This is a genomic window from Blastopirellula sp. J2-11 (genome assembly GCF_024584705.1).
In the GTDB taxonomy this organism is placed as follows: domain Bacteria; phylum Planctomycetota; class Planctomycetia; order Pirellulales; family Pirellulaceae; genus Blastopirellula.
On sequence record NZ_CP097384.1, the window covers coordinates 2,679,426 to 2,705,595 of the forward strand.

Sequence of the window (26,170 nt, forward strand, 5' to 3'; positions counted from 1 at the left end):
TGTCCGGGGAGTCCAGGTTCTGCGCAACGCTGCGGCGGGATCAAAGAAGAAGAGCCAGTCGGTGAGGACTGGCCCTAGCGTGAGTTGGGAATGACTTGGAGTAACTTAGCTGCCGTGCTGGGTTTTTTCGGATTCAGTTTGACTCGTGCCGTTGGTTCCATTTTTCCCGTGCGAACCGTTGGCGCCATTGGTTCCTTGATCCGTAAGGACAAAGTCATGCACCGTCTCTTGCAGCGATTCGTGCGACGTGTCCGGCAATGCGCGGGTGACGCGCGGCGTTTCGAGCTTACCCTTTTTGCCCCAGATCATCCGGACCAACGCTTCGTAAGTTTCGACCGTCAGACTAAACAGGCTGGGGACCAGCACGAGGGTAAAGATGGTCGAAAGGATCAAACCGCCCAGGACCACGCTGCCGAGTCCGCGATAAAGTTCGCTGCCGGAGCCGGGGAACATCACCAGCGGCATCAGACCCAGCACCGTGGTCGTGGTGGTCATAAAGATCGGGCGAATACGAGAGCCGACGCTTTCCAGCACCGCTTCGTCCAGCTTCATGCCATCTTCGCGCATGTGGTTGAGCGCCTGATGCACGATCAAAATCGGGTTGTTCACCACGGTGCCGATCAAAATAACGAAGCCGAGCATCGTGAGCACGTCGAGCGACTGCAGCACAAAGACGTTCAATAGGCTCAGCCCCAGGATCCCGCCTGCGGCGCCTAGAGGCACGCTGAAGATGATTACGAACGGGTAGAGCCATGACTCAAACAAGGCCGCCATCAGCAGGTAGGTGATAAGCAGCGCCAACATCAGATTGAAACGAAGCGAGGTCCAGGTCTTGCCTAACTTGTCGGCGGTGCCGGCCAGGTTAATGCGATATTCTTGGCCCAATTCGCCGCTGGCTTCCAGCGGTTTGATGATATCGGACGTGATCAAATCCATCGCCTCTTCCAGCGGAACGGATGGCGGCGGAGTTACTTCGATGATGATCGACCGGAGACGTTCGCGATGATTGACCTGTTCGGGACCGCTGTTGATTTCGATGTTGGCGATCGCCCCCAGCGGCACGATCGAGCCGAGCGGAGTCGCGACCGGCAACGCTTCGATCTTTTGCGTCGCGTCGGCGAATCGCGTTTCACCTTTGATCGTGACGTCGATTTTCTTCCCTTCCAGGAAGTAATCGCCGGCATAGGCGCCGTCGACCAGCGCGTTTACCGCGTAGCCCATGTCAGTGCTGGAAAGACCGATGTCGGCCGCTTGCACCCAGCGCGGCGTCACATGGACTTCGGGGCTGGAAAGGTCGAGACTGGGGACCGGGCGAATCTGCGAATTAGGAATCAGCTGGGCCGATTGCCGCAAGATGCCTCCGCCCAGCGTCACCAGTTTCGGCAGTTCGGGACCGGTGATTTCGATTTCAATTTTGCGCCCGCCGGTCAGCCCGCGTTCAAACAAGCTGGACTGCGACGCGACCGCGAATGTGCCCGGCAGCTTGCCGCTTACTTTTTGAATCAGGGGGATCAAGTCGGCGACCCGTTGCTCGTCATACGATCGCAAGCCCATGAAGACCTGGCGACCACGAGCGACGAAAAAGAAGTCGCGGATCGCGGGGAATTCTCCTTGATTGAAGTCGGGATCGGTCGGGTTGACGTCCCAGTATGGTTTCAGGTCGGCCTCGACCACTTCGCCCAGTTCCATCAGCTGATCGAGATTGTAGCCGGGCGGCGGCAACAACACGCCGAAGACCAGGTTGCGATTGCCGTTGGGCAAGTATTCGACCTTGGGCCAAAACGCCCAGCAAAGGAAAATAGCGCCAGCGGTAATGGCCGAAATCAAAACCAGACGGCGAAGGACGCCATGCTGGAACCAGCGATTGAGGCCGACGATGCCGTTGACCATTCGTTGGCCGGTATGCGAGATCGTACGTTCGACGGTCCCCATGCGATGACCGTCGGCGGCGATGTCCGAAGGCGCGTTTCGCTTCTCGCCGATTTGCTTGTTGGCGTCTCTGTTTTTGTCATCGTCTTTGCTGAAGAGACGGGACGCGGCGACTGGAATGACGGTGATCGATACGACCAGCGACAGAGCGACCGCGGCGCTGATCGCAAGCGCGATGTCGGCGAACAACTGTCCCGCTTCTTCCTGGACGAAGACGACCGGCAGAAACACGGCGACGGTCGTTGCGGTCGACGCGAACACGGCGCCCCACACTTCCGACGTTCCTCGCGCGGCCGCCGCCAGCGGCGAATAGCCCTTCGAGTAATAGGTGTAAATATTCTCGAGCACGACGACCGCATTGTCGACGAGCATCCCGACGGCGAACGCCATGCCGGCGAGACTAATCACGTTCAACGATCGCCCCAAGGCGCCCAGGATCAAAAAGGTGCCGACGATACTGATCGGAATCGCCAGTGCGACGACCAACGCTCCACGAGCGAACCAGAAACCGGAACCGATCAAAATCGCCATGCAGAGGACAAACCACCAGGGGCTGAGATATGCCGACGCGATCGCCGACGCCATGGCGAACGGAATCAAAATCAGCGTCCGTGCGCCCAGGTGCAAAAAGAGCATCAGCACGCACATCGTCAGGGCGCCGCCGACAAAGATATTCTCTTGCACCAGCCGGATCGACGACTTGATGTAGTCGGTCTCGTCATAGACTTGGGTCAATTCAAGGTTGTTGTCTTTCAGCACGCCGTCGTTCAGCATATTCATGGTCGCCTGCAGGCCATCCATGACATCGAGCACGTTGGCGCCGGTTTCGCGCATGCAGTTGATCGCGATGCTCGATTCGCCAAAGCGGCGAACGACGCTATCGGGCTTCTTGTGTCCCAGTTCGACACGCGCCACATCGCGGACAAAAACGGGGGCTCCGTCACGAACGGCGAGTAATTGGTACTCGACCTGTTCCGGCGATTTAAATTGACCGAGGGCACGCACGACGTAGCGGCGTTTTCCTTCCCAGAAGTCGCCAGCCGACGTGTCTTGGTTTTGACTAACCAGAACGCGGCGAACGTCGGCGATGGTGATTTGGCGAGAAGCGAGCAGTTCGGGATCGACGATCACCTGCAGTTCGTCTTCCAGACCGCCGTTGACGTTGGATTGCGAAACGCCGGAGACGCGCTCGAATCGCGCTTCAATTTCATCCTCAGCGAAGCGGCGATAGTTCATCACGTCGAACTGCTTGGGAGAGCAAAGCTCGATGAATTCGGGGTAATCTTGGGCCAGCAGTTGCAAGCGATAGAGGAGTTCGGCGTTGTTGTCGACTTCGTCGCGGGCCTTCGTCAGTTCGGGCGCAAGCGGAGGATGCGCGTAGGCGAAAGCGTCCAGCTGTTGTTCATTAAAAATGGGGGGAGGGAGCAGCTTGACATATTCGGGATACGTGAGCGCGAGCTTCCGTAAGCGAACCATCAAAACGGCTGGGTTTTCGGTGGCGCGGGCCTGTTTTAAGGCTTCCGCTTGATCGGGATGTTCGCTGACAAACTTCGCGTATTGGGCTTCGCTCGGCATCCGCGCGCTGAGCATGAACCAGGCGATCGGTTTGTCGGACGCGTTGCTGGTGGTGATGACCGGCTGATCGGCGTCTTCTGGGTAGTCAGGAACTTGAGCCAGGCGACTGTTGACCAACAACAGGGCTTCGCTCATGTTGGTGCCGATCAGAAACTCAAGCGTGATCGTCCCTTTCGAGTCAGCGCTTTCGGAGGTCATCTTGCTGATGCCTTCGACGCTTTTCAGTTGCTCTTCCTGCTCAACGATGATCTCTTGTTCGACCTCTTGGGGGCTGGCGCCGGTCCATTTGGTTTCGACGGTCAACGTGGGAGTTTCCACTTCCGGCGTCAGCTGCATCGGCATGCGGAGCAGCGCCACCACGCCGAAGAGCGAGACCAGCAAGACGCCGACCGCGACTTTGACAGGGTTTGTGAGGAGTGCGTCGATCATGACAGGGCCTTAACGCGGAGCGCGACTAGTGGAGGTGGGACTAGAGAGCGATTCGGTGCGAGCGAGCACATTGATCGCCTGACCGGGACGAAGTCGTTCGTTACCGCGCGTGACGACTTGGCTGCCGGGAGGAATTTGCCCGATGATTTCGATCCGATCACCGCTGGTGACGCCGAGTTGGACTGGAACCAATTGCACGATGGTCGTGTTGTTGGGGCCGGGGGCAGTGATATAAACGGCCGCTTTACCGGCGCCAAGCACCAGCGCGTCTTTCGGGCAAAGCAGCGCTTGCTTGGTTCCGCCGGTTGGCAATTGAACGCGAGCCAACATGCCGGCTTTCAGCAACGGCACGCCGTTTTGAATTTCGTTGGTCACACGTACTTTGACCGGAAAAGTGCGAGTTCGGACATCCGCTTGCGGGACGATTGCGACGACGGTTCCGGTGAAGATGCGATCGGGAATCGCGGAGACTTCAATGCGGACTTCGGCGCCGAGAACGACGTACGGCACATGGTGTTCGGCGACATAGGCGGTAATATCGACTTCGTCCAATTCTACGACATCGACCATATCGGCGCCCTGCTCTGCCCACGAGCCGACGTCGGTATGTTTGCGGCTGATATAGCCGTTAAAGCGGGAGCGTATCGTGTACTTCTTCAGTTTGTCTTCGAGCTCGCCGACGACGGCCTCTTGCACTTGAACGCGAGCCTGGGCTTGGGCGATCTTCTCGATCCGCGGTCCCTTCACCATCAAGCCGTGCGCCGCTTCGGCGGCGTTGAACGCTTCACTGGCGGCTTCGGCGGCCGAGATCGCTTCGTCATATTCTTCCTTGGAGCTGACACGGCGGGTTTCGTAGAGATCGGCGGTTCGATTGCGGCGCGCGACCAGATAGTCCTTACGCGCTTTGGCCGACATCATTTCCGCTTTCGACTGGGCGAGCTCTTCTTCACGGCTGCCGTTTTTCAGTTCTTCCAACTCGGCGGTGCGAAGTTCGAGTTCCGCTTTGGCGGCGGCGATTTGCAACTTGATCGTTTCGGTCAAGATTTGAGCGATCGGCTGCCCTGCTTCGACGGCGTCTCCTTCGTCAAAGTAGAACTCCGAGACGCGGCCCGCAACGGCGCTGCCGATAACCGCTTCGCGGCGCGGCATCACGGTGGCGACAAACGCCTGACTGGAGGAAACTTCCGCTTCTTCCAGCGGCGCGATCACGACCGGCGCGGCGGGCTGCGCTAGAGCTGTCGTGACGCTCGCTATCGCCAACATGGCGCTGAAGAACAAAGAGCGTGTCATTGCGGCGATTCCTGTTGCTGAGTGGTGAGAGCGGCGTCCATCAAGAGCGTGGGGCTGGACGCGGGTGGGGATAGGTTGTTCAGAACTCGCTTCAAGAGCGATTGCAGCTGGTCGATCTCTGCTCGCGTCATGCCGGCGGTCGCTTCCTGACGCGACTCAATCAGACAGTCGACCACTTGTCGCCATACCGGCGCGGCGCCGGGAGAAACCGTGATCAGTTTGCGGCGGCGATCATTGGCGGCCGTTTTCCGCACGATCCAGCCCATCGCCTCCATGCGGCACAAGATGCCCGCCAGGGTCGGCGGTTCGATCATCAGCCGCTTCGCGAGATCGGCCTGGGTTAGTTCGCGATCATGAACCAGCCAGGCCAAAACCTGAAACTGGCGGAACGTAATGCCAAACGGCGCCAAACGCTCGTCAAGCGTTTGCTGCATCGTATGCGCCGTGAGCCCGATCCAATAACCGATGCTCGCGTGAAAGTCGTAGTGTAGAGGGTCCATATTTCTCGCGAAGGATTAGTTAGCCTGGCTAACATAATTATTCGCTAGCGAGAATGGATCGCAAGAGCAATCTGGAAAGAGCTGCCGATTATTACCGGCTTCGCCCACCCCCCCGACCGACGTAAAACGACGGGTCATCGATAATCCACGGAGTGGACCAGCTCTTACCGTCATCATGGTTGAAGATGTTAAAAAACATCCCCTGCACCGATTCGACCGTGAAATTGTAGGGTTTGTGGGAGCCGATCAGGTCCTGCGGCGTCAGATTGTCGACCCCTTCCGAGATGTAATAGTGGCAACGCCCATCCGGCGTAAATGACATGCCGATCGTGTACCAGCCGGTCTCGGTGATTTCAGGGCCGCGATAATCGCCGCGCTCCGATCCGCGAATGACCCAGAATGCGCGCGAGCCTTCTTCGGTCATGCGATGTTCAATGAAGATGCCGGGCCAGCTTTGTTCGCGTTCGGTCTTGGACGAACTGAATAATCCGCCGCCGCCAGCTTTGCGGCGACTGCCGGTCACGGTGGCGCGGAAACCAAACGAAGCTGCGGCCGTGTATTGCTCCCATTTTTCAAATGGTTGCAGATAGACGCGAACGACGCAGTTGGGATACGAGCCGGCGGAATAGGAGCCTGGGATGCGGCAGATCAGATCGTCTTGTCCCAACTTGCCGTTGGGACGGCCAGGGATGTTCGACTGCAGCGTCATCATCAGCAGCGAGCCCTCGCTCCCTGGGATGCCGTCTGGGGGCGTATGGAAGCGTTCGATGTGATCGGGGTGACCACGCTTGGAGCTTTCGCCCCACATCTTGTTGTTCGACATTCCGCCTGGCAAGCGAGTTTGATTGTCTTGCTCGTGGCTTGCTTTGGGATTGTTGGGAATGTAGGCCCACTCTTCATTTTCAAAGTCGTCGTACCAAATCCGCGTGCCGGATCCAGGCACAATCGGGGATTGGGCCGCTGCAAATTGAGTGAAGGAAGCGAGACTAAGGATAATCGATAAGACCAAAATGCGTGGCATAACAACTTCTCAGGTGACGCTAGTGATAGCGGAATAAAAAGGTAACGAGCAGCGCCCTAGCCGACGTATCGGCGTAGGACGGGTTGGGATTTCAGAAAACCAAGCGGATTGCAGCCGGTTTTTGCCGAACTACTGAGGACCGATCGCCCAAAGCGCCTTGAACGTGCGAAGATAAATCCGCCCCCCCGAGATCGCCGGGGATGCCGAAATTTCTTCGTCAAGCTTGTTTTCGGCCAGAATCTCGAACTTGGGACCTGGTTTGACCACCGTCACTTGGCCGTCGCGGCTAGTGAGATAGATCTTGTCGTCGCCAAAAACGGGAGAAGCGCGATGGCGGTCTCGGTGGGTTCGTTCTTCGTATAACTCCTCGCCGGTTTTGCGATCCAGGCAAATCAGATTGCCGTTTTCACGGCAGAGATAAACATAGTCGCCCACTGCTAGCGGCGAAGGGACGTCCGGCGTCGTGTCGAACTTCCAGAGGTAACGATCGGCTTTGTCGGTGATATCGCCGCGCGAGTCGGGTTTGACCGCGACGAGGATTCCGCGTTTGGCCGACGGCACGACAATCAAACCGGGCGCGGCCAACGGCGAAGCGACAAAACGGAGCGTCTCGTCATAGCCGGCCGGCGGATGCAATCCGCCGACGCGCCACAGTTCTTTACCGCTTTCCAAGTCATAGGCGATCGAGTAGTCGGCGCCATGCGTGAGGAGAAATTTCAGTTGTCCATCGTCGTAGATCATTGGCGATGCGTAGGAATGTTCGCATTCGGCGTAGGCGTCGCTCTTGCGTTTGACTTGCCATACTTCGGCGCCGGTCTCCGCATTGAGTGCGACAACTTTGGCGCCGCCGCTATGGATCAATTGCAAGTAAAGCTTGCCGTTGTCGAGAACAGGAGTCGACGTCATGCCAAACTGAATATCAAACTTGCCGAAGCGATCCTGGACGTTGGTCTTCCAAATCTCTTTGCCGGCGAAGTCAAAACAGGCCAGATCGCCGGTCGTAAAGAAACACCAGACATGCTTGCCATCGGTGATTGGAGAAGGCGAAGCGGAGTTCCCCTCGTCGCTTCGCACCACGCGATTACCGCTGCCGACCGCTTTCTTCCAAAGCTGCTTGCCGGAGGTGTCTAAGCAGAGGAGGACCAGATTGTCCCCCTCGACCGAAGTCAAGAAGATATGGTTACCCCAAATCACGGGAGTCGCGCCGGCCGCGCCAGGCAGTTCAACGCGCCACGCGACGTTCTGATCTTTCGACCATTGCGTGGGCAGGTTCTTTTCGTGGCTAATGCCGGCGTTGTTGGGACCGCGCCAGTCAGGCCAGTTTTCGGCCTGCGCGAAAGTCGGCGTCAGTAGGATTGTTAGGCAGGCAGCGGCGGTCAGCAGGGAGCTGAACAGGATACGAGAAGGCATGTTTTCGGTCTCGGTAGGCGGAAAAAACGACCAAGATGGTCTAGTTTCCGGCATTTGGGGCGGCAGGTCAAGCAAAGCGGGTGCTGCTTGAGGGGTGAAGTAAGCTAGAATAGTGGAGAACATTCCTAGGCGAAAACTGCATGCGATTGTCCAGCATCCCCCAGCTTTACCGCAACATGAACCGCGGCACCGAGATATTCACGGTGCTCAGCCGGTATGGATTGGCCGATTGGATTCATCAATTGAATCTCGATTTTGCCAAGGGAATCTTGAAAGCGAAGGATGGTGAGCTGCTCTCGAAGTACTCGCGTGAAGCTCGCATCCGGATGGCGATCTCCGATCTGGGACCTACTTTCATCAAGCTGGGCCAGATTCTGAGCACGCGCCCCGATATCGTCGGCGTCGAATTGGCCGACGAACTGAAAAAGCTGCAGGCCGACGTTCCGGCCGATACGTTTGAAGCGGTCAAAAAAACGTTGGAGACCGAACTTTGTCAGCCGATCGAATCGATTTTCGCTCGCTTTGACGTCGCGCCGATCGCGTCGGCGTCGATCGGGCAGGTCCATTTGGCCGAACTGCTCAACGGCAAGACGGTCGTCGTAAAAGTGCAGCACGCCGCCATCGAAAAGAAGGTCAACGAAGATCTCGACATCTTGGCTGGCTTCGCATCGCTGGCCGAGCGCTTGCCAGAGTTCGCTCCTTATCGTCCCGCGACCACCGTCGCCGAGTTCCAACGCGCCTTGCGACGCGAGCTGGACTATGGCCGCGAAGAGCGGAACATGTTGCAGTTTGCGGCGCAGTATAGCGACGACAAAACGGTTTTGATTCCGGCCGTCTATTCCGAGTATTGCACCTCTCGCGTGCTGACCATGGAATACGTCGAAGGAGTCAAACTGTCGCAGCGCGAAGCGCTGGAGGAGATGGAGGTCGACTTCGCCGAGGTCGCGCGTCGCGGCGCCGAACTCTATGTCAGTATGATCTTCGACCACGGCTTTTATCATGCTGATCCCCATCCCGGTAACATCTTGGTGTTACCAGGCGACGTGATCGGCTTGCTCGATTTTGGGATGGTGGGTCGGATCGATGATCGTCTGCGGGAAGAGATGGAAGACTTGCTAGTTGGTCTGACCAGCGGCGACGCCGACATGCTGAGCAGCGTCATCATGCGGTGGGGAACCTTGCCGAAGGAATTGGATGATAACAGCCTGCGCCGCGAAATCTCGGATTTTATCGGCGACTACGCGCATCGTCCGCTCGAGAAGATGAACTTTGGCGAAGTGATCAACGACATGTTCAAGATCATCCGCCGTTATAGTATTGCCTTGCCGCCGCAGGTCGCGATGTTGTTAAAGACGATGGTGATGCTCGACGGCACCGGCAGACTGCTTGACCCCGAATTTAATCTTGTTCAGTTGCTGCAGAAGCATCGTCGCCGGATCATGATGAAGCGGTTCTCGCCGCGGCGCCGCTTGCGAAAGTGGACCCGATTTTATCGCGAGATGGAACGTCTGGCCGAAGTCGCTCCGCGGCGTTTGTCGGAGATGCTCGAGCAGGTTCGAACTGGCCGCTTTGATGTGCATCTGGATCACCGGATGTTGGGGCCGACCGTCAATCGGCTGGTGACCGGGATTGTCGCCAGCTCGCTCTTTCTTGGTTCGGCGCTGATGCTCAGCATGAAAGTGCCGCCGCTGATGTTTCACCATCCGCCGCGGATCGAGCAGTCGGTGGACGACTCGCCAGAATCACCGACCGCGCCGCAACCTCGGCTCGTGGAAGACAACGCCTACATGGGCATGCGCGATATCTCGATCATGGGCATGTCCGGCCTCATCATCAGCTTCGGCATCTCATTGCGCCTACTGCTGGCGATCAACAAGTCAGGGCACTTGGATCGGCCTGAGTAGAGAAAAGCAGCGAAGATACTTAGCGCCGCATTTTTCTCACTGGCGCATCGAGCTACGAAAAAGAATGCATTTGACGCTACGCCGCGCGGCGTCGGTCTTCTTCGACCGGGACGGGGATCGGCACTACGCTTGGCTCGGTGGTGGGGCGAGCGGTGAGAGACGCGAGCAAGTCTTCGAGACGGCGATTCAGCACGTCCAACTCTTCCAATACGTAGTCTTGGCGAGCGTTGATCTCTTCGACGATATTGTTGCCCAGCGGTAACTTTAGCAAGGGGTGCTCCTCGTCGATGGTTGGCTCATGGCTGTCTACCGAAGATCGACCAGCGCAGCCCTTGCTGTGCACGCGCGGAAGCGCCGCGAAGAAAGATCGCGCGGCGCGAATGAGAAACTTTGACGCCTGCGCAAACCATGTCTGGCTGCTGTCGCGGTTTTCGCTAGCAAGTCGGCGCCGTCTGCCTGCGCTAGACGTTCCGTGATAGCGAGAAGATGGGTAACAACAACGCCATTGCGATGCCGCCGACCACTGCGCCCATGACGGTGATCATCAACGGTTCGATCAGGCTAGTCGCCGTTTTGATGGACAGGTCGACCTCTTGGTCGTAGTGCCGACTAATCTTGTTGAGGACTTCTTCCAGACGTCCCGTTTCTTCACCGGCCGAGATCATTTGGACGACGGTCGGCGGAATCAACTTACTTTTGGCGAGCGTCTCATGGATTTGATTCCCGGACGTAACCGAGTCGATCACGTTCCGCCAGAGCTTGTCGTAGTAATAGTTTTGGCTGATATCGGCCGTCAGTTCGAGCGACATCAGCACCGGCACGTCGGCACGAACCAACGTTCCCAGCGTACTGAGACTGCGCGCGATGGTGATTTTTCGCAGCAGCGGACCGAGAATCGGCAGGCTAATCTTGACGCCGTCGATCGTTTTGCGGCCGCGCTCCGTCTTGCGGAAAAAGTAAAAACTAACGCTAGCGGCGATGATCGCGGTCAGCCAGGCCCACCAATAGTCGAGCAAGATGTCGGAAGCGGCCATCATGATGATGGTCGGCGTCGGCAACTTCGCTCCTTTGCGCTCAAACAGCGGAGTGAACTTGGGAAGGACATAGGTCAGCAGAAAAATCGTGACCGCGGTGGCGAGCACGACCATCACCGCTGGATAGGCGAGCGCTGCGCGGACCTTGTTGCGAATCTCGACCTCGTTTCGCATGTAAGCGGCGATTCGCTCGAGCATTTCGCCCAGCATGCCGGTCTGTTCGCTCGCTTTGACCAGCGAGATATAGGTCTTGTTGAAATGCTTCGGATACTTCCCTAATGCCGCCGAAAAGTCTTCGCCTGACTCGACGTTGCGGCGGATATCGACCAGCAGCGTCTTGAGCGCTTCGTTCTTCTCTTGAGACGAGACGGACTCGATCGCTGTAGAAAGGTTGATGCCGGTATCGACCATTACCGCCAACTGGTTGGTGAAATAGATGATGTCCGACTTGCTGATTCGAGATGGAAAGAGCGAGCCTGCTTCCGCTTCTTGTTCAAGCGACAAGACATGCATCCCGTCGCGGTGCAGCATCATCTGCGCTTCTTCGGGCGAACCGGCGTCGACGGCGCCTTCGTGCACCTGGCCGAGAGAATCGCGAGCTTGGTAAGCGTAAGTCAACATGATTGGGGCTCTTGGCGACTTGGGTTAGGTTGTTCCGGTCATCGAAACGTCGCCGGTGGCGTGCAGCACTTCTTCAATGGTCGTGATTCCTTCACGAACTTTGCGGAAGCCGTCATGCTGCATCGTGATCAAATTTTTACTGCGAATCGCGATGCGGCGCAGTTCGCCGATCGGCACTCCTGCGACGACTGCGTCACGCAGTTCATCGTCGATTGTCAAGATTTCATGGACGCCTAGTCGACCGCTATAACCCGAATTGCGGCAGTAGCGACACCCGATGCCTTTGCGGAATACGGGGATTTCGTAGCCCATCCGGTCGAGCGTTTTTCGCAAGTTGCGCGGCGGTTCGTACGATTCGCTGCATTTTGGACAGATGCTGCGGACCAGACGCTGCGCCAAAACCATGTTGAGCGCAGCGCCGATCAAATAAGGCTCGACGCCCATGTTGATCAATCGCGTCACGGCCGAGACGGCGTCGTTGGTGTGGAGCGTGCTGAAGACCAAGTGCCCGGTAAGGGCCGCTTGGATCGCGGTGCGCCCCGTTTCTTCATCGCGAACTTCACCGACCATGATGACGTCGGGATCTTGGCGAAGCAGCGTGCGGAGCGCTTTCGAGAAAGTCAGACCGACGCGTTCTTGCACTTGGAACTGATTGATCAGCGGAATGTGGTATTCAATCGGGTCTTCGACGGTGCAGATGTTGTTTTCCATAGTGGCGATTTCGTTGAGCGCCGCATAGAGCGTCGTCGACTTACCGCTACCGGTCGGTCCGGTCACTAGCACGATTCCGTTGGGAGCGTGAATGTTGGCCATGAACCGATCGAGAATATCTTCGGCGAACCCCAGGTGCTTCAGCACCAACGTCACCTTTTTCGTATCGAGCACGCGAATCACGGTTTTTTCGCCCCGGTTCCCGGGGAACGTGCTGACGCGCAAATCGATCTTGCGCGAGTCCAGCATGACGTGCACGCGGCCATCCTGCGGCAAGCGGCGCTCGCTGATGTCGAGTCCGGCCATGATTTTGATACGGCTGTTGACTGCGTTCAGCAGATGTTGCGGCACTTCGAGCGATTTGTGCAGCTTGCCGTCGATTCGATAACGGACGCGCATGCAGCGTTCGGCCGGTTCGATATGAATATCGCTAGCGCCCTCTTTGACCGCGTTGTAGATGATGTAGTTGACCAGGCGGATGACCGGTGATTGGCCGGCGATTTCCTCGACATCGCCGATGTCTTCAATCGCATCCTCAATCAATGTCACTTCCGACTGATCGCTATCCTCGATGATGTCGTCGATGACGAACACCTTCGAGTCAGGCAAGCTTTGAATCATCCGGCGGACGTCTCGCGGAGACGACGCGACGATTTGCACCTGCTTGTCGGTGAGCGTCTGGATTTCGTCGATCAAAAAGAGATTGGAAATCTCGGTGACCGCGATCGTCAGGACGTCGTCGATCAAAAAGAGCGGGAGAACCAGGTTCTTTTCGATATACTCGCGTTGTAGGATCCCGATTACTTTGGGATCGTACAATCGCGCTTCGAGCTTGGCGTAGGGGATGCCGTACTCGACCGCCAGGCACTCGATGATCTGATCTTCGGAGCAGTAGCCAAGTTCGACGAGAATCTCGCCGAGCAGTTTGCTCTTTCCCTTGTTCTTTTGGTAGTCGAGCGCACCTTCCAACTGCTCGATCGTAACGAACCCTCGTTTGGTGAGGACGTTACCTAATCGCATCGGGGCGCTCGTGGTGGGCGCGTTCATAGGGGATTCATTCCGGTGACGATTAGACGAAGCTCTTGACGGCTTCGATCATGTTTTCAAATACTTCTAAACGTTTGTCCAATCGGGTGATCTCCAATATCTTGCGATTGACGTGATTGGCGGTCGTAATCTTCAATTCGCCCCCTGCTTCACGCAGACGCTGTTGCGCCGAAAGCAAGCAGGTCAAACCGGCGCTGTCAAGCGTTTCGGTCCCGTCGAGGTCGACGATCACACGATTACGTTCGCGCGAAAGCAGGAACGCTTCGACCGCATCGGCTTGATCCTCTCCCAATTCTTCGGGCGTATGGACCACGACGACTTCTCCAAATATTTCGGTCGGCAAGCTCATGGAAATCTACAGGGGGACAGGTTTAGCGAAGGTAACTGATCGGCGGTTGTTCGAACGAACCGGTTGTTAAGACCGCCTCGACGCAGTTGACCAGGCCGCGAGGACTGAACGGTTTGGCCAGGATCGCGGCGATATCGAGCGATTCGAGGTTGTCGTCCGACGTCATCTCGAACCCCTTGGCGGTCAGCATGATGATCGGCAGTTGACGCGTCGCTTCGTCTTCGCGTACACGACGACAAAGGCCGAGTCCGTCCAGACGCGGCATGTGGAAATCGGTGATCAGCAAATCGGGCAGATGCTCTTGAATCGCTTCCCACGCTTGTTGGCCATCTTCCACGCATTCGATCTCGTAACCGCTCCGTTTTAGTTTGAACTCAGCGGCTCGCAGGATGTGCATTTCGTCGTCGACCAACAAAATGCGTTTACCGGCGGTCGACGGAGCGGTGGTTTCCTGCAAATTGGTCACCACCTGCGGAAATGTGTCGAGATAGTTGGGGGAAGCGTTCATCTTGATTGCCTTCAAGTCGGAACCAGCGCTAGTTGACGGTTTCGGCCACTTGGACCGTAGGAAGACGAATTCGGAATGTCGAGCCGACGCCTTCTTTGCTGGTGACGTTCAAATCGCCCCCATGTACGTCTTCGACAATATGTTTGGCCAGCGGCAAACCGAGTCCGGTGCCGGAGGCCATCTTTTGATCTTTTTTCACGCGATAGAACTTCTCAAAAACCCGATCGCAATCTTCCGAGTTGAGACCGACGCCGGTGTCTTCGACTTCAAACACCACTTCACGATCCTGTAGGCGACTACGGAGCGTTACCTTGCCATTATCGGGGGTGTACTTGAGCGCATTGGAAAGCAGGTTGATCGCCGCCTGCATGATCATGTCGCGATCGACCAGAACGCCCAGGTACATGGGGCTGAGGTCGGAAATGAGCGTGATGTTCTTTTGCTCGGCGGTCGGATGGACGATGCGGAACGCTTCTTCCAGCAATTCGTTGAGCGAACGCGGCTTTTTGTTGACGTTGACGACGCCGGCTTCGATCCGCGCCAAGTTCAGCAGATTATCGATCAGCCGCTGCAGGCGATCGGCCTGGCTGTTGATGACTTGTAGAAACTCGTCTCGCGTCTGCTCGTCCTCGGCTTCGCCATCGGCTAGCAGTTCGACATAGGCTTTGATGCCGGCCAAGGGAGTTTTCATTTCGTGGCTGACCGCCGAAACAAACTCGGCGTTGCGACGCTGAATCGCTTTGTAACCGCTAATATCGCGCAAGACGGCGACGGCGCCATAGTTCGGCTCATCAGCGCCCATCTCGTTGTCGAGATGCTGCGCGATCGTGCTGACGGTGATGCGATACCAATGCTTGTCGTCCGCCGAGTCAAGCAACTCGATTTCGCTCACACGCTGCGTCGGCGTTTTCCGCAGACGCGTCTCTTGCAGCAATTGGACGATCCCCTCGGATGCGATCGCGTCCTCGACCATCGTCTTTTCCGCCAGATCGAGGATGCCGAACAATTCGCGGGCAACTTCGTTGGCGAAGATGATTTCGTCGTATTGATTGGTCATCATGACCGGTTCTGACAGCTTGTCGACGATCTCACGCATCTGTTCGTGTCGCAGCCCGGTCAAATGCGCTTTGACTTCACTCCGGACGCGAGACTGTTGCAGTTCACGTGCGTCGTCGGCGAGCGATTTCATACGGCGATAGCATTGCTCCAGCGGCGACTTCCACTTTCGCAGCTCACGCGCCTGGGGGCACGCCGCTTGAAGATCGTCATGTTCGAGCTGTTCGATCGATGCGGAGGCGAGTAATTGGAACTGACGAATGGCGCGATCTTCGCCGGTTTGAGCCGTTCGCCATACAGTGAAACAGCAAATCGTGGCTAGTGCGGCGGCGCCGCAAGCGACCATGGCGCCGATTCCCAAGTCTCCGGTTACCAGGCAAGTAACGGTCGCCGCCGTGAACAGCAGCGCGCAGGCGATCGCGGCTATCAGTTCCGTGGCGATATGCGACTTCTTGCTCATCGTCTTGCTCATTCTTCGTTCGAGTTTGCCCCTACGGCGCAACGCCAACGCGTGGGTCGCGGCGCATTGCGACCTGCTCGTCGTGGATTGACGTCTACCCAAAATTAGGTCGGACAACGCATTTGTCCAAAAATCGGCGCAATCGAACCCAAGGAGAAGCTACCCCTTTTCGGGGTTTATGGCGCCGCAGATGCCGGTTATGCGTATCGCGCCGAGAGAACGGGATGCCGCGCAGAATTCAGTTATGCGACTTGAGGCCGCTTTTGCTCGCCGGCGCGAGTCACTTGAAGCGTATCGCCCAGTCGCGTCAGTTCGGCGCCGGCCTCGTATTGGAATGAAATCTCGATCACGTCGCCGGCCGAAACTTGCAACGGCCGCTCGATTGGCATCACCAGAAATTGGTTGTGCCAAGGAATGACGCGCTGGTCTTCGATCAGCACCGTCAGCGCGTTCTTGGTGATAAATCGGACCCCATTCAATTGGCCGTCTTGGGCGATCTCAAATTTGCCGCTCCATGCGATATCAGATCGGAGCGGCTTGTCGTACCAGACCATGTGATGGATCGCCGCTTCCGCCAGCACGCTGGTGTCAGCATGATCGTCAGCTGGCGCCTGAAAGAGGGGACCTGTCGCTAGGAAACCCTCGAATACAAAGTCCTGCTCCACAGGCTGGCAAGCCAGCAACGTTCCTTCTGGAATAAAACGGGGAAGCGCCGGACCATGAGCTTGTTGGTAATTGCGTTGAAACGCCGAGATTACCTCGATCTGTTTTTCCCGCAGCAGTCCCACATGCAGCATCTCGCAAACGACGAAGTCGACCGGAGTCGGCGGCGCGAACTCGGCTGCGTCGGCGTGGACGATATGAACCTGCTGCGACACGTTGTTATCGCGAAGAATTCGTTGGGCGGCCTCGACCAATTCGGGATTCCGCTCGCAGTACCAAACTTCGGCGCCTGCTCGCGCAGCGAAGAACGACAGCACTCCGGTGCCGCCGCCAAGATCGACCACTTTATCGCCGGGACGGACCGTCGCTTCAATCGCTTCGCGAAAGCTTTGCATGCGATAACGATCGCGCAGCATTTCAAAGTGATAGTGCAGCGGGATGAACTGTCCAAGAACTTCAGCGGCTTTGGGCATTATTTTTTCTTCGGTTGACTCACTAATTTTCATACGCCCACGGGGGCGCGGAAAATAGCAGGCGCCAGCAGTCGACGCAAGCGAGAAATGTCCCCTGGATTGCAGACGCCAGCAGAGATTCTGCTGGCAGCGACTGGAGAAAGTCTAATTTCCAGGAAATCGGCTCGTAATTTTTCGATGGTATGGAATAAAATAGAACGGGTAGGACGCGACAGCATCGCCGCCTATCCCACAGACGCTCATCTCTCGAAATGGAGTTCTCCTATCATGCCGTTGAAAAGCTTGCTTCTGATGATCGGCGCCGGTTGGATCATGCTAGGCTCGTTCGCCTTGGGGCCCGGCTTGATCGTTTACCCTTTGGCCTGGACCGCCGTGGCGGTCAGCTTCTGGGGGTTACATTGTCTGCTGGGCGGGCACATCTCCGGCGTAACCGCAAAAGCCGTTGCGGCAACCGACCCAACCCCGCAGCATGCCGCTGGCGGATCCTCAAAGGCTTCAACCGTCTAGCGGCATCGACCGAATAACCATGAGCTTTTAACATCGCGTGCTATCAACACGCGCAGGATGTGCCGATCGCTCCGATAAAAATTTCGTGACGCTTCGCGATCTGGAAGAACGTGGAAATCCAATCGAAGGCAATCTCAATCCGACGCATCGCCACGCCGATACTTCGGGATAGTTTCGCCCCGATTGGTTTCTTACTGCTCAGGATCGCTCATGCTGAAGGAATTGGACGTCGAGAATCTTACCGCCGAAGAGATCGAGATTTTGCTCTCGTGCGGCAGCGACATTTTGTCCCCCTCGCAAGTGCTCGAAGTACAAATCTTCGTGCAGCGAATTGGCGGACTTGTGAACGCCTACGAAGCAGTACGCGTTCTGAAGAATCTGGAAGCGGCCGGCTAGCTGCTAAAAGCAGCCGGCTGCGTGGGAGCGTCCGCCATCATTGGGAAAGCTCCGATAGCGGCGCCTATTCGGCAGATCCGCTAGAAGCTTCGCACCGCATCAGCTCGACCCAATCGAGATAATCCTCGATCTCGTCATACGGCATTCCGAGCTCCAGCGACGACTGAATCGCAGCAATGCGATCTAAATAAGAGTGCGACGACTCGAGCAGCAACTTCGCTTTTTCATGGGCCATGGGCGTTTGCTCCCCAAGGTTTGACCGGTTCGGTGCAACCATAGCACCGAAAAGGCATTCAAGAAATACGAACTTCCAAAATTGTCGCGCGCTAGCCTCCTATCGACCTGCGCGATGGGCTAACAATAGCCATCTGTAATAAAACTATGGCGCTAGCGGCGCTATCGCATTGCTGGCGCGTGATGATTATGACGGTCGCGCCAATTATAGGAGCTCGACTTGTGGCGGGAATGGTCCGCCGGGACTGATTTACTGAACTAAACTTCAGCGCCCCCCAGTCCCGCTGCCCAAACGGAGAGTCGCCGTGTCTGTTGCTTCGACGCTTGATCTGAAAAACAGCTTGCTCGCCTCGCTGATGTCGGACGAAAACTTTCGTCCAGAAGAGCCCCGGTCGCTGGAAGAGACGCGGCTCTCGCCCCAGCTGATCGAATCGCTGATCTGCAAATTGTTGCTCAATATCGGTTCGGCTAGCGGACGACAGATCGCAGAGAAGATTTGTTTGCCGTTTGGTATTCTCGAATCGCTCTTCACATCGCTCCGTACGCGCCAGATTTTGCAACATACCGGCTCGGCGGCGCTGAATGACTATACCTATGCGTTAACCGATCAAGGGCGTACCCGTGCCCAGTCCTATATGGCCAGTTGCACCTATTTCGGAGCGGCTCCCGTCATTTTGGAAGACTACATCACATCGGTAGAAGCCCAGTCGATTCGGAACGAATCGCCGCAACGTGAGCAGTTGGAAGAAGCGTTCGCCGGACTCTCGGTCGACGACGATCTGTTCGATAATCTGGGGCCTGCGGTGAATTCCGGCGCCGGACTCTTTTTGTATGGAGCGCCTGGGAATGGCAAAACGACGCTAGCAAAGCGGATCACCGCTTGTTATGGCCAGCATATCTGGATCCCACGGACAATCATCGAAGATGGCCAATACGTCAAGCTGTTCGACACCGTTTATCACGAGGTGATCGAAGAAGCGCATAGCACCATTTTGAAGTCTGAAAGCTACGATCATCGTTGGGTTAAGATTCGCCGTCCGACCGTGATTGTCGGGGGGGAATTGACGTTGGACAGTTTGGAAATACGACACGATGTGATCAACAACATCGGCGAAGCGTCGCTGCAGATGAAAAGCAACTGCGGTTGTTTACTGATTGACGACTTTGGTCGCCAGCGAATGGAGCCGACGCAATTGCTCAACCGTTGGATCGTTCCGCTCGAAAATCGGGTCGACTATCAAGCGCTAGCGAACGGCAAAAAAATCCAGGTCCCCTTCGAGCAGTTGATTATCTTCTCGACCAATCTCGAGCCGAAAGACCTGACCGATGACGCCTTTTTGCGGCGTATTCCGTACAAAATTGAGGTCCGTGACGCTCAACTCGACGAGTTCCGAACTCTCTTCCGCATCTTCGCCAAACAACTGAACTTTGAATACAACGCCGACGCCGTCGAGCATTTGATCGAACGTCACTATCAACCAGTCAATCGTCCGATGCGCCGCTGCCAGCCGCGTGACCTGCTGAGCCAGATCCGCAACTATTGCCTGTACAAAGGGGTTCCGATGGAAATGAAACCGGAATACTTTGATCGCGTGGTGAAGAGCTATTTCACGGTGGTCGCGGGGGACTAGAAGGAAATTGGAAAGCGGAGAAGAAGCGTTCTTCGCTTTCCTTCTTACTCTCCTTCCCCTGGTCCGACTTCCACCAATTGCGGACGGCTAACCACGTAGAACTCCGTTGTCGGGATCTCGTCGCTTGATTCGGCGTAGCTCGCTGAATCAAGCGGTTCACTGAGCAGCGCTAGATCGTCGCGTGAGACAAAGCCGAGCGGCGTTCCTTGACGCAGGATCGCCACGCAGGGGGACGGATTCTCGGAGAAGAAGTTGACCAATTCGCTGAACGATGCGTCCGATTCCATCTGTGGAAAATTGGCGTCGACCAGTTCCGCCGCTGTGAGCTCGCGAGATCGGGCGGCTCGGTTTTGCACCACTTCGCGTGTGATAGCTCCGGCAAATTGTCGCTGCGCATCGATCACCGGAGCGATATCAAGATCATGTTTGGCGAACGCGGCGATGACTTCATCTGCCGGCGTTGTGGTGGAAAGTTGGACAAAGGAAGGTCGCAGAACGTCGGCGGTTGTCGTGCCGTCAAACAGCCGTCCATGCGAGCTGCCGCTCGACGTATCCTCGGCTTGAAGTTCTCGAATCGAAGCGACAAAGTTGCCGCCAGAGTTTTTGGCGAATTCGAGCCTTTCCTGGGCGTTTTCCCACAGTTCTTCGGCAATGGGGCCCGAATCGGCCGACGCGGCGACTCCTACACTGACCGTCAGTTTGAGCGTGCTTTCGGCATGCTGGAATTCGGTGTCGGCGATTTTTTGACGCAGTTCGTTTCCCCATTCGTACGCTTCCGTCGCCGTGGAATTTGGCAGCATGACCGCCAATTGGTCGGCTGAAGGTTGGCACATCCGGTAGGAGGGAAGCAACTCGCTGCGGATGGTCGATGTTACCTGTTCGATGATGAGATCAAATCCGGGATCCGGCCCAAATCGCAATGCATAGTCAATATCAAACAAGACCAGGCTGACTTCATTGCCGGTGGTTGCGGCGTCGCGCAGATCTTCGCGCAACTGACGCAACAGAACGCCGGCGTTCCCCAATCCGGACGCCGAACGTCGACCAACACGACGATGCAGGCGGCTTTCGACTTCCAGCGAACGTGCGGCGGCTCGAATCCGAACGAGCAATTCTGTAAACCGCAGCGGTCGGGGGATCACGTCGTCGGCGCCACCGGCGATCGCGTCGAAAATGCGTTCCGGCGAGTCGCTGTCGGTGATCACGATGGCGTAGACATACGCTTGGGTGGTGTGCCGATCACGACGCGAACTTTGCAAAACGGCGGCAGCCCGGGGCGCCGCTGAATCGACGACCACGATATCCGGTTCGCGGCTGGCCAACGCCCATTCGGCCTGATCGGCGTCGCCGGCGACATACGCTTCCAACCGGCACGCGTTTAAAAACTCGGCCGTGCGCCGAAGAAAAGAACGGTCTGGCGATACGAGCAAAACGCGAAGCGGTCGGCGTTGCATATACGTCTCTTGGCTGAATAGCAATCGAGATGGGAAGCGTGTTGACTTTTGGCGTCATTGCCGCCGAGGCGGCGCTGAGGCCATCGAAAACATAGGTCAAAAAGAACCGGCAAGCGCTGTGAACAACTTGAAACAATCCAAATCGAATTCGGAAATTCCGTCTGGGCGAAGAATTCAATGCTATGTTTTCGATGCACAAGGTTGCGGCCAAAGTGCGTTTTCCCTTATCCAACGTCCCCTTTTTCGGCAAATTCTCCTTGTCGTAAGGGGTGAAATCGATGTGACTTTTCGCCTGCGAGAAGGTTCCCTATGCACACCGAAGTCCTGTTCGATCCTCAGGTAGGCGCACCGTTTTTCGAAATATTTTCGGCGGAAAGCGGCGAGACGCGAAAACTGCCGATCGAAAAATTTCCTTTTTCGATCGGCAGAAATGATTCGTGCGACTATCCGGTGGAGTCAGGACGCGTCTCCCGTGAACATGCGCTGTTGTTGAAAGAAGGAAACCAGTACCTGCTACGCGATTTGAACAGCACGAATGGGACATTTGTCAACGGCGAGAAGATAACGGAGAAAGTCATCTCCGATGGCGACACCTTGATGGTCGCCGACATCGAATTTGATTTCCATAACGGCAACCAGTCGCAACAGCGTCAAACCGTCACGATGCAAATGGATGGCGGCGGGGCTGCTGCTGAAAGCGGCGCGACCTATTTTGATTCGCTACAGGCGTTTCGTCGCTGGCAAGAGATCGCCGCAGTGGGGGGAGTTCGCGTCGATTTTGACGGGATTTATGATCTAACAAGCGGCGATCCCTTTGGATTTCTCGTACGTCGCATGATTGAAAGTAACGTCAGCGTCGACGATCCAATCAGCCGCAAAATTCTGGATACCGAGTGCCGACTAACCGAACGTTTACAGCGCGTGCATCGATTGCGCGCCTATTCGGCGGCGGAGATGCTGCCTGAAAACGTCTGCTTGTTCTTGCGGCCAGAATCGCACGAGATCGGTGCGACCAGCTTTCTCGATTCGGTCGCCTACGCTCGTGATCAATCGCCGGAAGCGCGGCGCACTGTGATCGTTATTCCGGATGAGGCGGTTTGCGAATTGCCGTTCTTCCGCGACTTTATGAACGAACTGCAAGCGATCGGCTGCGAAACGGCGTTCGCCGGCTTTCATCCTTCCAAATCCCGCTTTGAAGACTACCTCGATCTGGCTCCGGACTATATCGAGTTCCGCGAAATGGTCGCACGGGAAATTGACGACGATACGGCGCTGCAAGCAGGAGTGCGCGAAGTGATCGGCGTCTGCGAGGAAAAACATATTGTGACGATCGCGACTGGAGTGCATGCCGAAGCGAGTGCGCAGCGGTTTCGCGATCTGGGAGTCAACATGAGTCGAGGAAGGTATCGACGTCGCGACGCTGGGCAAGCGTAGCAAGCGACGTCTTTCCGATAACAAAAATTGAGTGACCAATCAGAGAGAGTTCTCGGCTGGGCCGTCGAGAATCGGACGCACACATGAAAGCGTATTGAGGCGAATTTTTCGTGACAACCGAAGTCCCTGCACATGTACGTGAGGTAGCAGGCTACCGCGTGCGCCAAAGAATTGGCGCCGGCGGCTACGGCGAAGTATGGATCGCCGAAGCACCAGGTGGACTGCAGAAGGCGGTAAAATTCGTCTATGGATTCCATGACGAAGCTCGCGCCGCTCGCGAATTGAAAGCGCTCCACCGCATTCGGAGCGTCCGGCATCCTTTCTTACTCTCGCTTGAGCGTGTGGAAGTGATTGACGGTCAATTGGTGATCGTGACCGAATTGGCCGACAAAAGTTTGAAAGATCGCTTTGAGGAATGTCGCAGCGAAGGTCTGCCTGGCGTTCCTCGCGCCGAGCTGCTTCGTTATCTTTGCGATTCGGCCGAAGGTCTCGACTACATGAGCGAGTCGCACTCGCTCCAACATCTTGACGTCAAACCCGAGAATCTGCTGATTGTCGGCGATCACTCGAAAGTGGCCGACTTTGGGTTGGTGAAACATCTGCAGGACGTCACCGCATCGATGATGGCGGGACTGACGCCGGTTTATGCGGCGCCTGAGGTGTTTCACGATCAACCGTCGATGCAAAGCGATCAATACAGCCTGGCGATCGTTTTCCAGGAAATGCTGACCGGCGCCCTGCCCTTTCCTGGGAAGACTCCGGCGCAGTTGACGGCGCAGCATCTTAGCAGCAAGCCGCGGCTCAATTCGTTGCCGGAGGCCGATCGCGCGATCATCGATCGTGCGCTTGCCAAAGATCCTCTGCAACGCTTCCGCAATTGTCGCGAGATGCTGCAAGCGTTGGTCGCTGCGTCCGATTCGACGACCGTTTTGCCCTCGTCGGGGGCGACAGGACAGCAGGAAAGCGCCAATACCGATACAAAGACAATCTGTGCCGCTGATACTCGCACCACCGATCCTGTCGCAGAGCAAGCGGCGTGCGATCAGGCGCGCACGCTGGAGATTGGGACTTCTGGTCCGTCGCCGATCTCCCCCTTGCTTTGGGACGATCTGCCAGAGCGTCAAGTAGAAAACAAGGGACCTCGGACCTGGAACACGACGGATTGCAAACACCGCCCGACGTTGGTGATCGGCGTGGGGGGCGTCGGCGTACGTCTGGCTTACGCAATTGAACAAAAGTACCGCGATAGCGGCAAAGATCAGGGGCAAGCCTGGTATCGTGCGATCGCCGTCGATACCGATGCGCGTACGATGAATTCGATGGAGATTCCTCCGCCGCTTCCCGAGGCGACCGACATTACACGGTTGTTGATTCCGTTGCGACGCCCGCAATCGTATCGCAGCGAATCCGCCCGAATCACGCAGTCGGTCAGCCGGCGGTGGTTGTACAATATTCCCAATTCGTTGGCGACCGAGGGGCTGCGGCCGTTGGGGCGGATCGCTTATCTGGATCATATCGATACAATCTTGCAGTCCATTGGCGATGCGCTCGATAGCGTCGCAGAGCAATCCCAGTTAACTCCAAACGCCGTAGGCGGCGATCCCCGCATCATTTTGATGGCGTCTATCAACGGCGGCGCCGGCAGCGGAATCGTGTTGGATATGGCGTTCGCAATCTCCAATTTACTGCAACAGCGAGGACAGCATCTGAGCGACTTGGAAGTGATGCTTATCCATGCTGGTCCGCGAAAAGCGGACGAACAAGATTTGGCGCGAGCGAATAGTCTGGCTTGCTTGACCGAACTGCATCAGATCTTGCAATCGCAGAAATATCCGGGCGATCCCTCCGCTAGAATCCCGGCGATTGACTTTCGCGGTTCGCGTCGACCGGTGTTCCAGCTTCTCCATTGGGGAGACGAACTGAACGACGGCGACTACGATCGACAGATCGACGAGCTCTCTGATTATCTGTTGATGCGCGCTCGCAGTCGTAGCGGCGGCTATCTGGATAACTTGCATGCCGACAACGCGCACGATGATGGGGAAGCCCCGACCGTCAGCACCTTCTCCACCTACACGGTCCCCCTTAGTTCGCGATCCGCGACTGAACGCTACAGTTGTGAGGTCGCCAGCGCCGTCGTTCAACGATGGTTAGGATCGGACGAGAGTCCTGCTGGAGATCGTCGCCGGATGGCGATGCTAAACAAGCAGGATGACGATGGCGATGAACGCCAGAATCGCTTTGAACGGATCTTGCAACAACACGTCGAGAGCCTGGTGGTGGAGGAAAATTTGGCGCTCGATCCCCTGCTGCAAACGATGTTTATGATGGTGCACAACGAACTGGGGGCCGATCCTGACGAATATTTTCGCTCGCTGCTGGCGCAAGAATTTAAACAGCTTGACCAGCCATGCGATGATCCCGTGCAAAAATCGCTCAGCGTTTTTGAGTTTCTCGACCAAGTCATCGGTCAAAGTGCGACCGAAATGGAGTCGTCGGAGAAACGTGGAGTTTCTCTTCGCAGTGAAATCGCTCCCAAGTTGCATGCCCTGGGAGAAGTGACGGCGCAAAAGGTAATCGCTTGGCTGTTGTCTCACTTGGATCAGGAAGAGTTTCGTCTGCAACGGACTCGCGAGTTGCAAACCGCAGTCGACGGTTATTTTCGCTTGTTAGAAGACAAAGCCCGCGCCATGGCGGAGCGCCTACAAGGCGAAGTCTATCGGCATCGGCAAAAATTGCTGGAAACGAATTTTGACGGCGCCGATGGACGATCGCGCGATCGCGTGAAGAAGGTCGCCAGCGACTATGACGCTTGGATCAAATACGCCCATCTTCGCACGCATGGCGTCGCTCTGTTGGGCGTTTGTCAGTTCGCCCAGGTCGTACGAGCCAAGATACTCGATTCCAACTTGGCGTTGAAGAACGTCGAGGGAGAACTGCGGAGACTGGCCAACTTCTTCGATCTCGAAGTCGGGAATCTTGCGGATACGTCCATTCGCGCGGTGGAACCCCGTTTCCATGAATTCTTGCTGGTCGCCGATCGCGAAGCGCGTGCTCGGATCAGCGAAGAACACCATGGACTGCAGAACTTGCTGGTGTGCACGCGTGACGGAACGATGAAAGCGGCGAAGATGCTGGAAAACATCTGCCGCACCGTCGTCATCCGGGCACAAACCGATTTGTCGCAGACGGCAAGCGCCACTTCGCTTACCGGCGCTCCGCCATGCGATGAGATCGCCAAAGCGTTGACCGATTGTCGACCGCGACTAGCGACATTGGGAGGATCCTGCTCGGTGAGCGTCTTTTTTCCATGCTCGAACATCGCCGAATCGGATGTGGGCACGCTACCGACATCCGAAGGCGCTGCAGGCCTTGTTCCATGCGACGTGCCGGAAGTTGTCTATTGTCAGCATGTGGATGGGACGCCGCTCCGCGAAGCGGCTCGGATGTTGGTTGACAATCGACCGGAGTACCGCGATATCGCGTCGCGATTGCATGGCCGAATCGACGTCAATTGGCGCGAGCTGTAGCCCG

Annotated in this window: 20 protein-coding genes; 6 read left to right on the plus strand and 14 right to left on the minus strand. The window is 56.6% G+C overall.

The window, feature by feature from the left end; all coding sequences use genetic code 11:
* Nucleotides 1-105: 105 nt before the first annotated feature.
* The 5 genes from M4951_RS10940 to M4951_RS10960 all read right to left on the minus strand — a co-directional run bounded on the left by M4951_RS10940 (nucleotide 106) and on the right by M4951_RS10960 (nucleotide 8,154).
* The gene (locus M4951_RS10940; protein ID WP_262026521.1) at nucleotides 106-3,933 is read right to left on the minus strand and encodes an efflux RND transporter permease subunit; all 3,828 of its coding nucleotides are present in this window, start codon (nucleotides 3,931-3,933) and stop codon (nucleotides 106-108) included.
* 9 nt (nucleotides 3,934-3,942) lie between these two features.
* Nucleotides 3,943-5,223 (minus strand): efflux RND transporter periplasmic adaptor subunit, encoded by a 1,281-nt coding sequence (locus tag M4951_RS10945; RefSeq protein ID WP_262026522.1) that lies wholly within the window; start codon nucleotides 5,221-5,223, stop codon nucleotides 3,943-3,945.
* Nucleotides 5,220-5,723, minus strand: a complete 504-nt coding sequence (locus M4951_RS10950; protein ID WP_262026523.1) for a MarR family winged helix-turn-helix transcriptional regulator — start codon at nucleotides 5,721-5,723, stop codon at nucleotides 5,220-5,222. The genes M4951_RS10945 and M4951_RS10950 overlap by 4 nt, the downstream gene beginning before the upstream one ends.
* 91 nt (nucleotides 5,724-5,814) lie before the next feature.
* Nucleotides 5,815-6,744, minus strand: a complete 930-nt coding sequence (locus M4951_RS10955) for a hypothetical protein (protein WP_262026524.1) — start codon at nucleotides 6,742-6,744, stop codon at nucleotides 5,815-5,817.
* Nucleotides 6,745-6,873: 129 nt separating this feature from the next.
* Nucleotides 6,874-8,154: a PQQ-binding-like beta-propeller repeat protein gene (locus M4951_RS10960; protein WP_262026525.1), complete on the minus strand. Its 1,281-nt coding sequence runs from the start codon at nucleotides 8,152-8,154 to the stop codon at nucleotides 6,874-6,876.
* A 140-nt stretch (nucleotides 8,155-8,294) separates the two neighbouring features.
* On the opposite strand from M4951_RS10960, the gene M4951_RS10965 reads away from it, so the two are divergent.
* Nucleotides 8,295-10,058 carry an ABC1 kinase family protein gene (locus M4951_RS10965; RefSeq protein WP_262026526.1) on the plus strand — a complete coding sequence of 588 codons (1,764 nt, stop codon included), beginning with the start codon at nucleotides 8,295-8,297 and terminating at the stop codon, nucleotides 10,056-10,058.
* 76 nt (nucleotides 10,059-10,134) lie between these two features.
* Here M4951_RS10965 and M4951_RS10970 read toward each other — a convergent pair whose 3' ends face one another.
* The 7 genes from M4951_RS10970 to M4951_RS11000 form a co-directional block, all read right to left on the minus strand.
* A complete protein-coding gene (locus tag M4951_RS10970) occupies nucleotides 10,135-10,329 on the minus strand; it encodes a hypothetical protein (RefSeq protein ID WP_262026527.1) in 195 nt (64 codons plus the stop codon).
* 190 nt (nucleotides 10,330-10,519) lie between these two features.
* The gene (locus M4951_RS10975) at nucleotides 10,520-11,713 is read right to left on the minus strand and encodes a type II secretion system F family protein (protein ID WP_262026528.1); all 1,194 of its coding nucleotides are present in this window, start codon (nucleotides 11,711-11,713) and stop codon (nucleotides 10,520-10,522) included.
* Between the two features lie 24 nt (nucleotides 11,714-11,737).
* Nucleotides 11,738-13,444: a GspE/PulE family protein gene (locus M4951_RS10980; protein WP_262026529.1), complete on the minus strand. Its 1,707-nt coding sequence runs from the start codon at nucleotides 13,442-13,444 to the stop codon at nucleotides 11,738-11,740.
* Between the two features lie 49 nt (nucleotides 13,445-13,493).
* Entirely contained in the window at nucleotides 13,494-13,820 is a 327-nt protein-coding gene (locus tag M4951_RS10985) for an STAS domain-containing protein (RefSeq protein WP_002652703.1), read from the minus strand.
* A 22-nt stretch (nucleotides 13,821-13,842) separates the two neighbouring features.
* Complete coding sequence (locus tag M4951_RS10990; RefSeq protein WP_262026530.1) at nucleotides 13,843-14,328, minus strand: response regulator; 486 nt, start codon at nucleotides 14,326-14,328, stop codon at nucleotides 13,843-13,845.
* A gap of 28 nt (nucleotides 14,329-14,356) precedes the next feature.
* Nucleotides 14,357-15,844, minus strand: a complete 1,488-nt coding sequence (locus M4951_RS10995; protein ID WP_262026531.1) for a sensor histidine kinase — start codon at nucleotides 15,842-15,844, stop codon at nucleotides 14,357-14,359.
* A 242-nt stretch (nucleotides 15,845-16,086) separates the two neighbouring features.
* A complete protein-coding gene (locus M4951_RS11000; RefSeq protein ID WP_262026532.1) occupies nucleotides 16,087-16,980 on the minus strand; it encodes a methyltransferase domain-containing protein in 894 nt (297 codons plus the stop codon).
* A gap of 267 nt (nucleotides 16,981-17,247) precedes the next feature.
* On the opposite strand from M4951_RS11000, the gene M4951_RS11005 reads away from it, so the two are divergent.
* Nucleotides 17,248-17,487, plus strand: coding sequence for a hypothetical protein (locus M4951_RS11005; protein WP_262026533.1), 240 nt, complete (start codon nucleotides 17,248-17,250; stop codon nucleotides 17,485-17,487).
* A 210-nt stretch (nucleotides 17,488-17,697) separates the two neighbouring features.
* On the plus strand, nucleotides 17,698-17,883 hold the full coding sequence (locus M4951_RS11010; protein ID WP_002652708.1) for a hypothetical protein: 186 nt from the start codon (nucleotides 17,698-17,700) through the stop codon (nucleotides 17,881-17,883).
* Between the two features lie 64 nt (nucleotides 17,884-17,947).
* Here M4951_RS11010 and M4951_RS11015 read toward each other — a convergent pair whose 3' ends face one another.
* On the minus strand, nucleotides 17,948-18,118 hold the full coding sequence (locus tag M4951_RS11015) for a hypothetical protein (protein WP_262026534.1): 171 nt from the start codon (nucleotides 18,116-18,118) through the stop codon (nucleotides 17,948-17,950).
* Between the two features lie 304 nt (nucleotides 18,119-18,422).
* On the opposite strand from M4951_RS11015, the gene M4951_RS11020 reads away from it, so the two are divergent.
* On the plus strand, nucleotides 18,423-19,748 hold the full coding sequence (locus M4951_RS11020) for an AAA family ATPase (protein ID WP_262026535.1): 1,326 nt from the start codon (nucleotides 18,423-18,425) through the stop codon (nucleotides 19,746-19,748).
* A gap of 44 nt (nucleotides 19,749-19,792) precedes the next feature.
* Here M4951_RS11020 and M4951_RS11025 read toward each other — a convergent pair whose 3' ends face one another.
* On the minus strand, nucleotides 19,793-21,202 hold the full coding sequence (locus M4951_RS11025; RefSeq protein ID WP_262026536.1) for a diguanylate cyclase: 1,410 nt from the start codon (nucleotides 21,200-21,202) through the stop codon (nucleotides 19,793-19,795).
* Between the two features lie 309 nt (nucleotides 21,203-21,511).
* On the opposite strand from M4951_RS11025, the gene M4951_RS11030 reads away from it, so the two are divergent.
* Both M4951_RS11030 and M4951_RS11035 read left to right on the plus strand, forming a co-directional pair.
* On the plus strand, nucleotides 21,512-22,636 hold the full coding sequence (locus tag M4951_RS11030) for an FHA domain-containing protein (RefSeq protein WP_262026537.1): 1,125 nt from the start codon (nucleotides 21,512-21,514) through the stop codon (nucleotides 22,634-22,636).
* A gap of 158 nt (nucleotides 22,637-22,794) precedes the next feature.
* Nucleotides 22,795-26,166, plus strand: coding sequence for a protein kinase domain-containing protein (locus tag M4951_RS11035; protein ID WP_262026538.1), 3,372 nt, complete (start codon nucleotides 22,795-22,797; stop codon nucleotides 26,164-26,166).
* Nucleotides 26,167-26,170 lie beyond the last annotated feature (4 nt).

What these genes read in the sequence shown, in the direction of transcription:
- M4951_RS11010 (WP_002652708.1), top strand. Translation starts at nt 17,698, where the DNA reads ATGCTGAAGGAATTGGACGTCGAGAATCTTACCGCCGAAGAGATCGAG.
- M4951_RS11000 (WP_262026532.1), bottom strand. Translation starts at nt 16,980, where the DNA reads ATGCCCAAAGCCGCTGAAGTTCTTGGACAGTTCATCCCGCTGCACTAT.
- M4951_RS10985 (WP_002652703.1), bottom strand. Translation starts at nt 13,820, where the DNA reads ATGAGCTTGCCGACCGAAATATTTGGAGAAGTCGTCGTGGTCCATACG.
- M4951_RS10955 (WP_262026524.1), bottom strand. Translation starts at nt 6,744, where the DNA reads ATGCCACGCATTTTGGTCTTATCGATTATCCTTAGTCTCGCTTCCTTC.
- M4951_RS10995 (WP_262026531.1), bottom strand. Translation starts at nt 15,844, where the DNA reads ATGAGCAAGAAGTCGCATATCGCCACGGAACTGATAGCCGCGATCGCC.
- M4951_RS10950 (WP_262026523.1), bottom strand. Translation starts at nt 5,723, where the DNA reads ATGGACCCTCTACACTACGACTTTCACGCGAGCATCGGTTATTGGATC.
- M4951_RS10990 (WP_262026530.1), bottom strand. Translation starts at nt 14,328, where the DNA reads ATGAACGCTTCCCCCAACTATCTCGACACATTTCCGCAGGTGGTGACC.
- M4951_RS11025 (WP_262026536.1), bottom strand. Translation starts at nt 21,202, where the DNA reads ATGCAACGCCGACCGCTTCGCGTTTTGCTCGTATCGCCAGACCGTTCT.
- M4951_RS11015 (WP_262026534.1), bottom strand. Translation starts at nt 18,118, where the DNA reads ATGGCCCATGAAAAAGCGAAGTTGCTGCTCGAGTCGTCGCACTCTTAT.
- M4951_RS10940 (WP_262026521.1), bottom strand. Translation starts at nt 3,933, where the DNA reads ATGATCGACGCACTCCTCACAAACCCTGTCAAAGTCGCGGTCGGCGTC.
- M4951_RS10965 (WP_262026526.1), top strand. Translation starts at nt 8,295, where the DNA reads ATGCGATTGTCCAGCATCCCCCAGCTTTACCGCAACATGAACCGCGGC.
- M4951_RS10945 (WP_262026522.1), bottom strand. Translation starts at nt 5,223, where the DNA reads ATGACACGCTCTTTGTTCTTCAGCGCCATGTTGGCGATAGCGAGCGTC.
- M4951_RS11030 (WP_262026537.1), top strand. Translation starts at nt 21,512, where the DNA reads ATGCACACCGAAGTCCTGTTCGATCCTCAGGTAGGCGCACCGTTTTTC.
- M4951_RS10975 (WP_262026528.1), bottom strand. Translation starts at nt 11,713, where the DNA reads ATGTTGACTTACGCTTACCAAGCTCGCGATTCTCTCGGCCAGGTGCAC.
- M4951_RS11005 (WP_262026533.1), top strand. Translation starts at nt 17,248, where the DNA reads ATGCCGTTGAAAAGCTTGCTTCTGATGATCGGCGCCGGTTGGATCATG.
- M4951_RS10980 (WP_262026529.1), bottom strand. Translation starts at nt 13,444, where the DNA reads ATGCGATTAGGTAACGTCCTCACCAAACGAGGGTTCGTTACGATCGAG.
- M4951_RS10960 (WP_262026525.1), bottom strand. Translation starts at nt 8,154, where the DNA reads ATGCCTTCTCGTATCCTGTTCAGCTCCCTGCTGACCGCCGCTGCCTGC.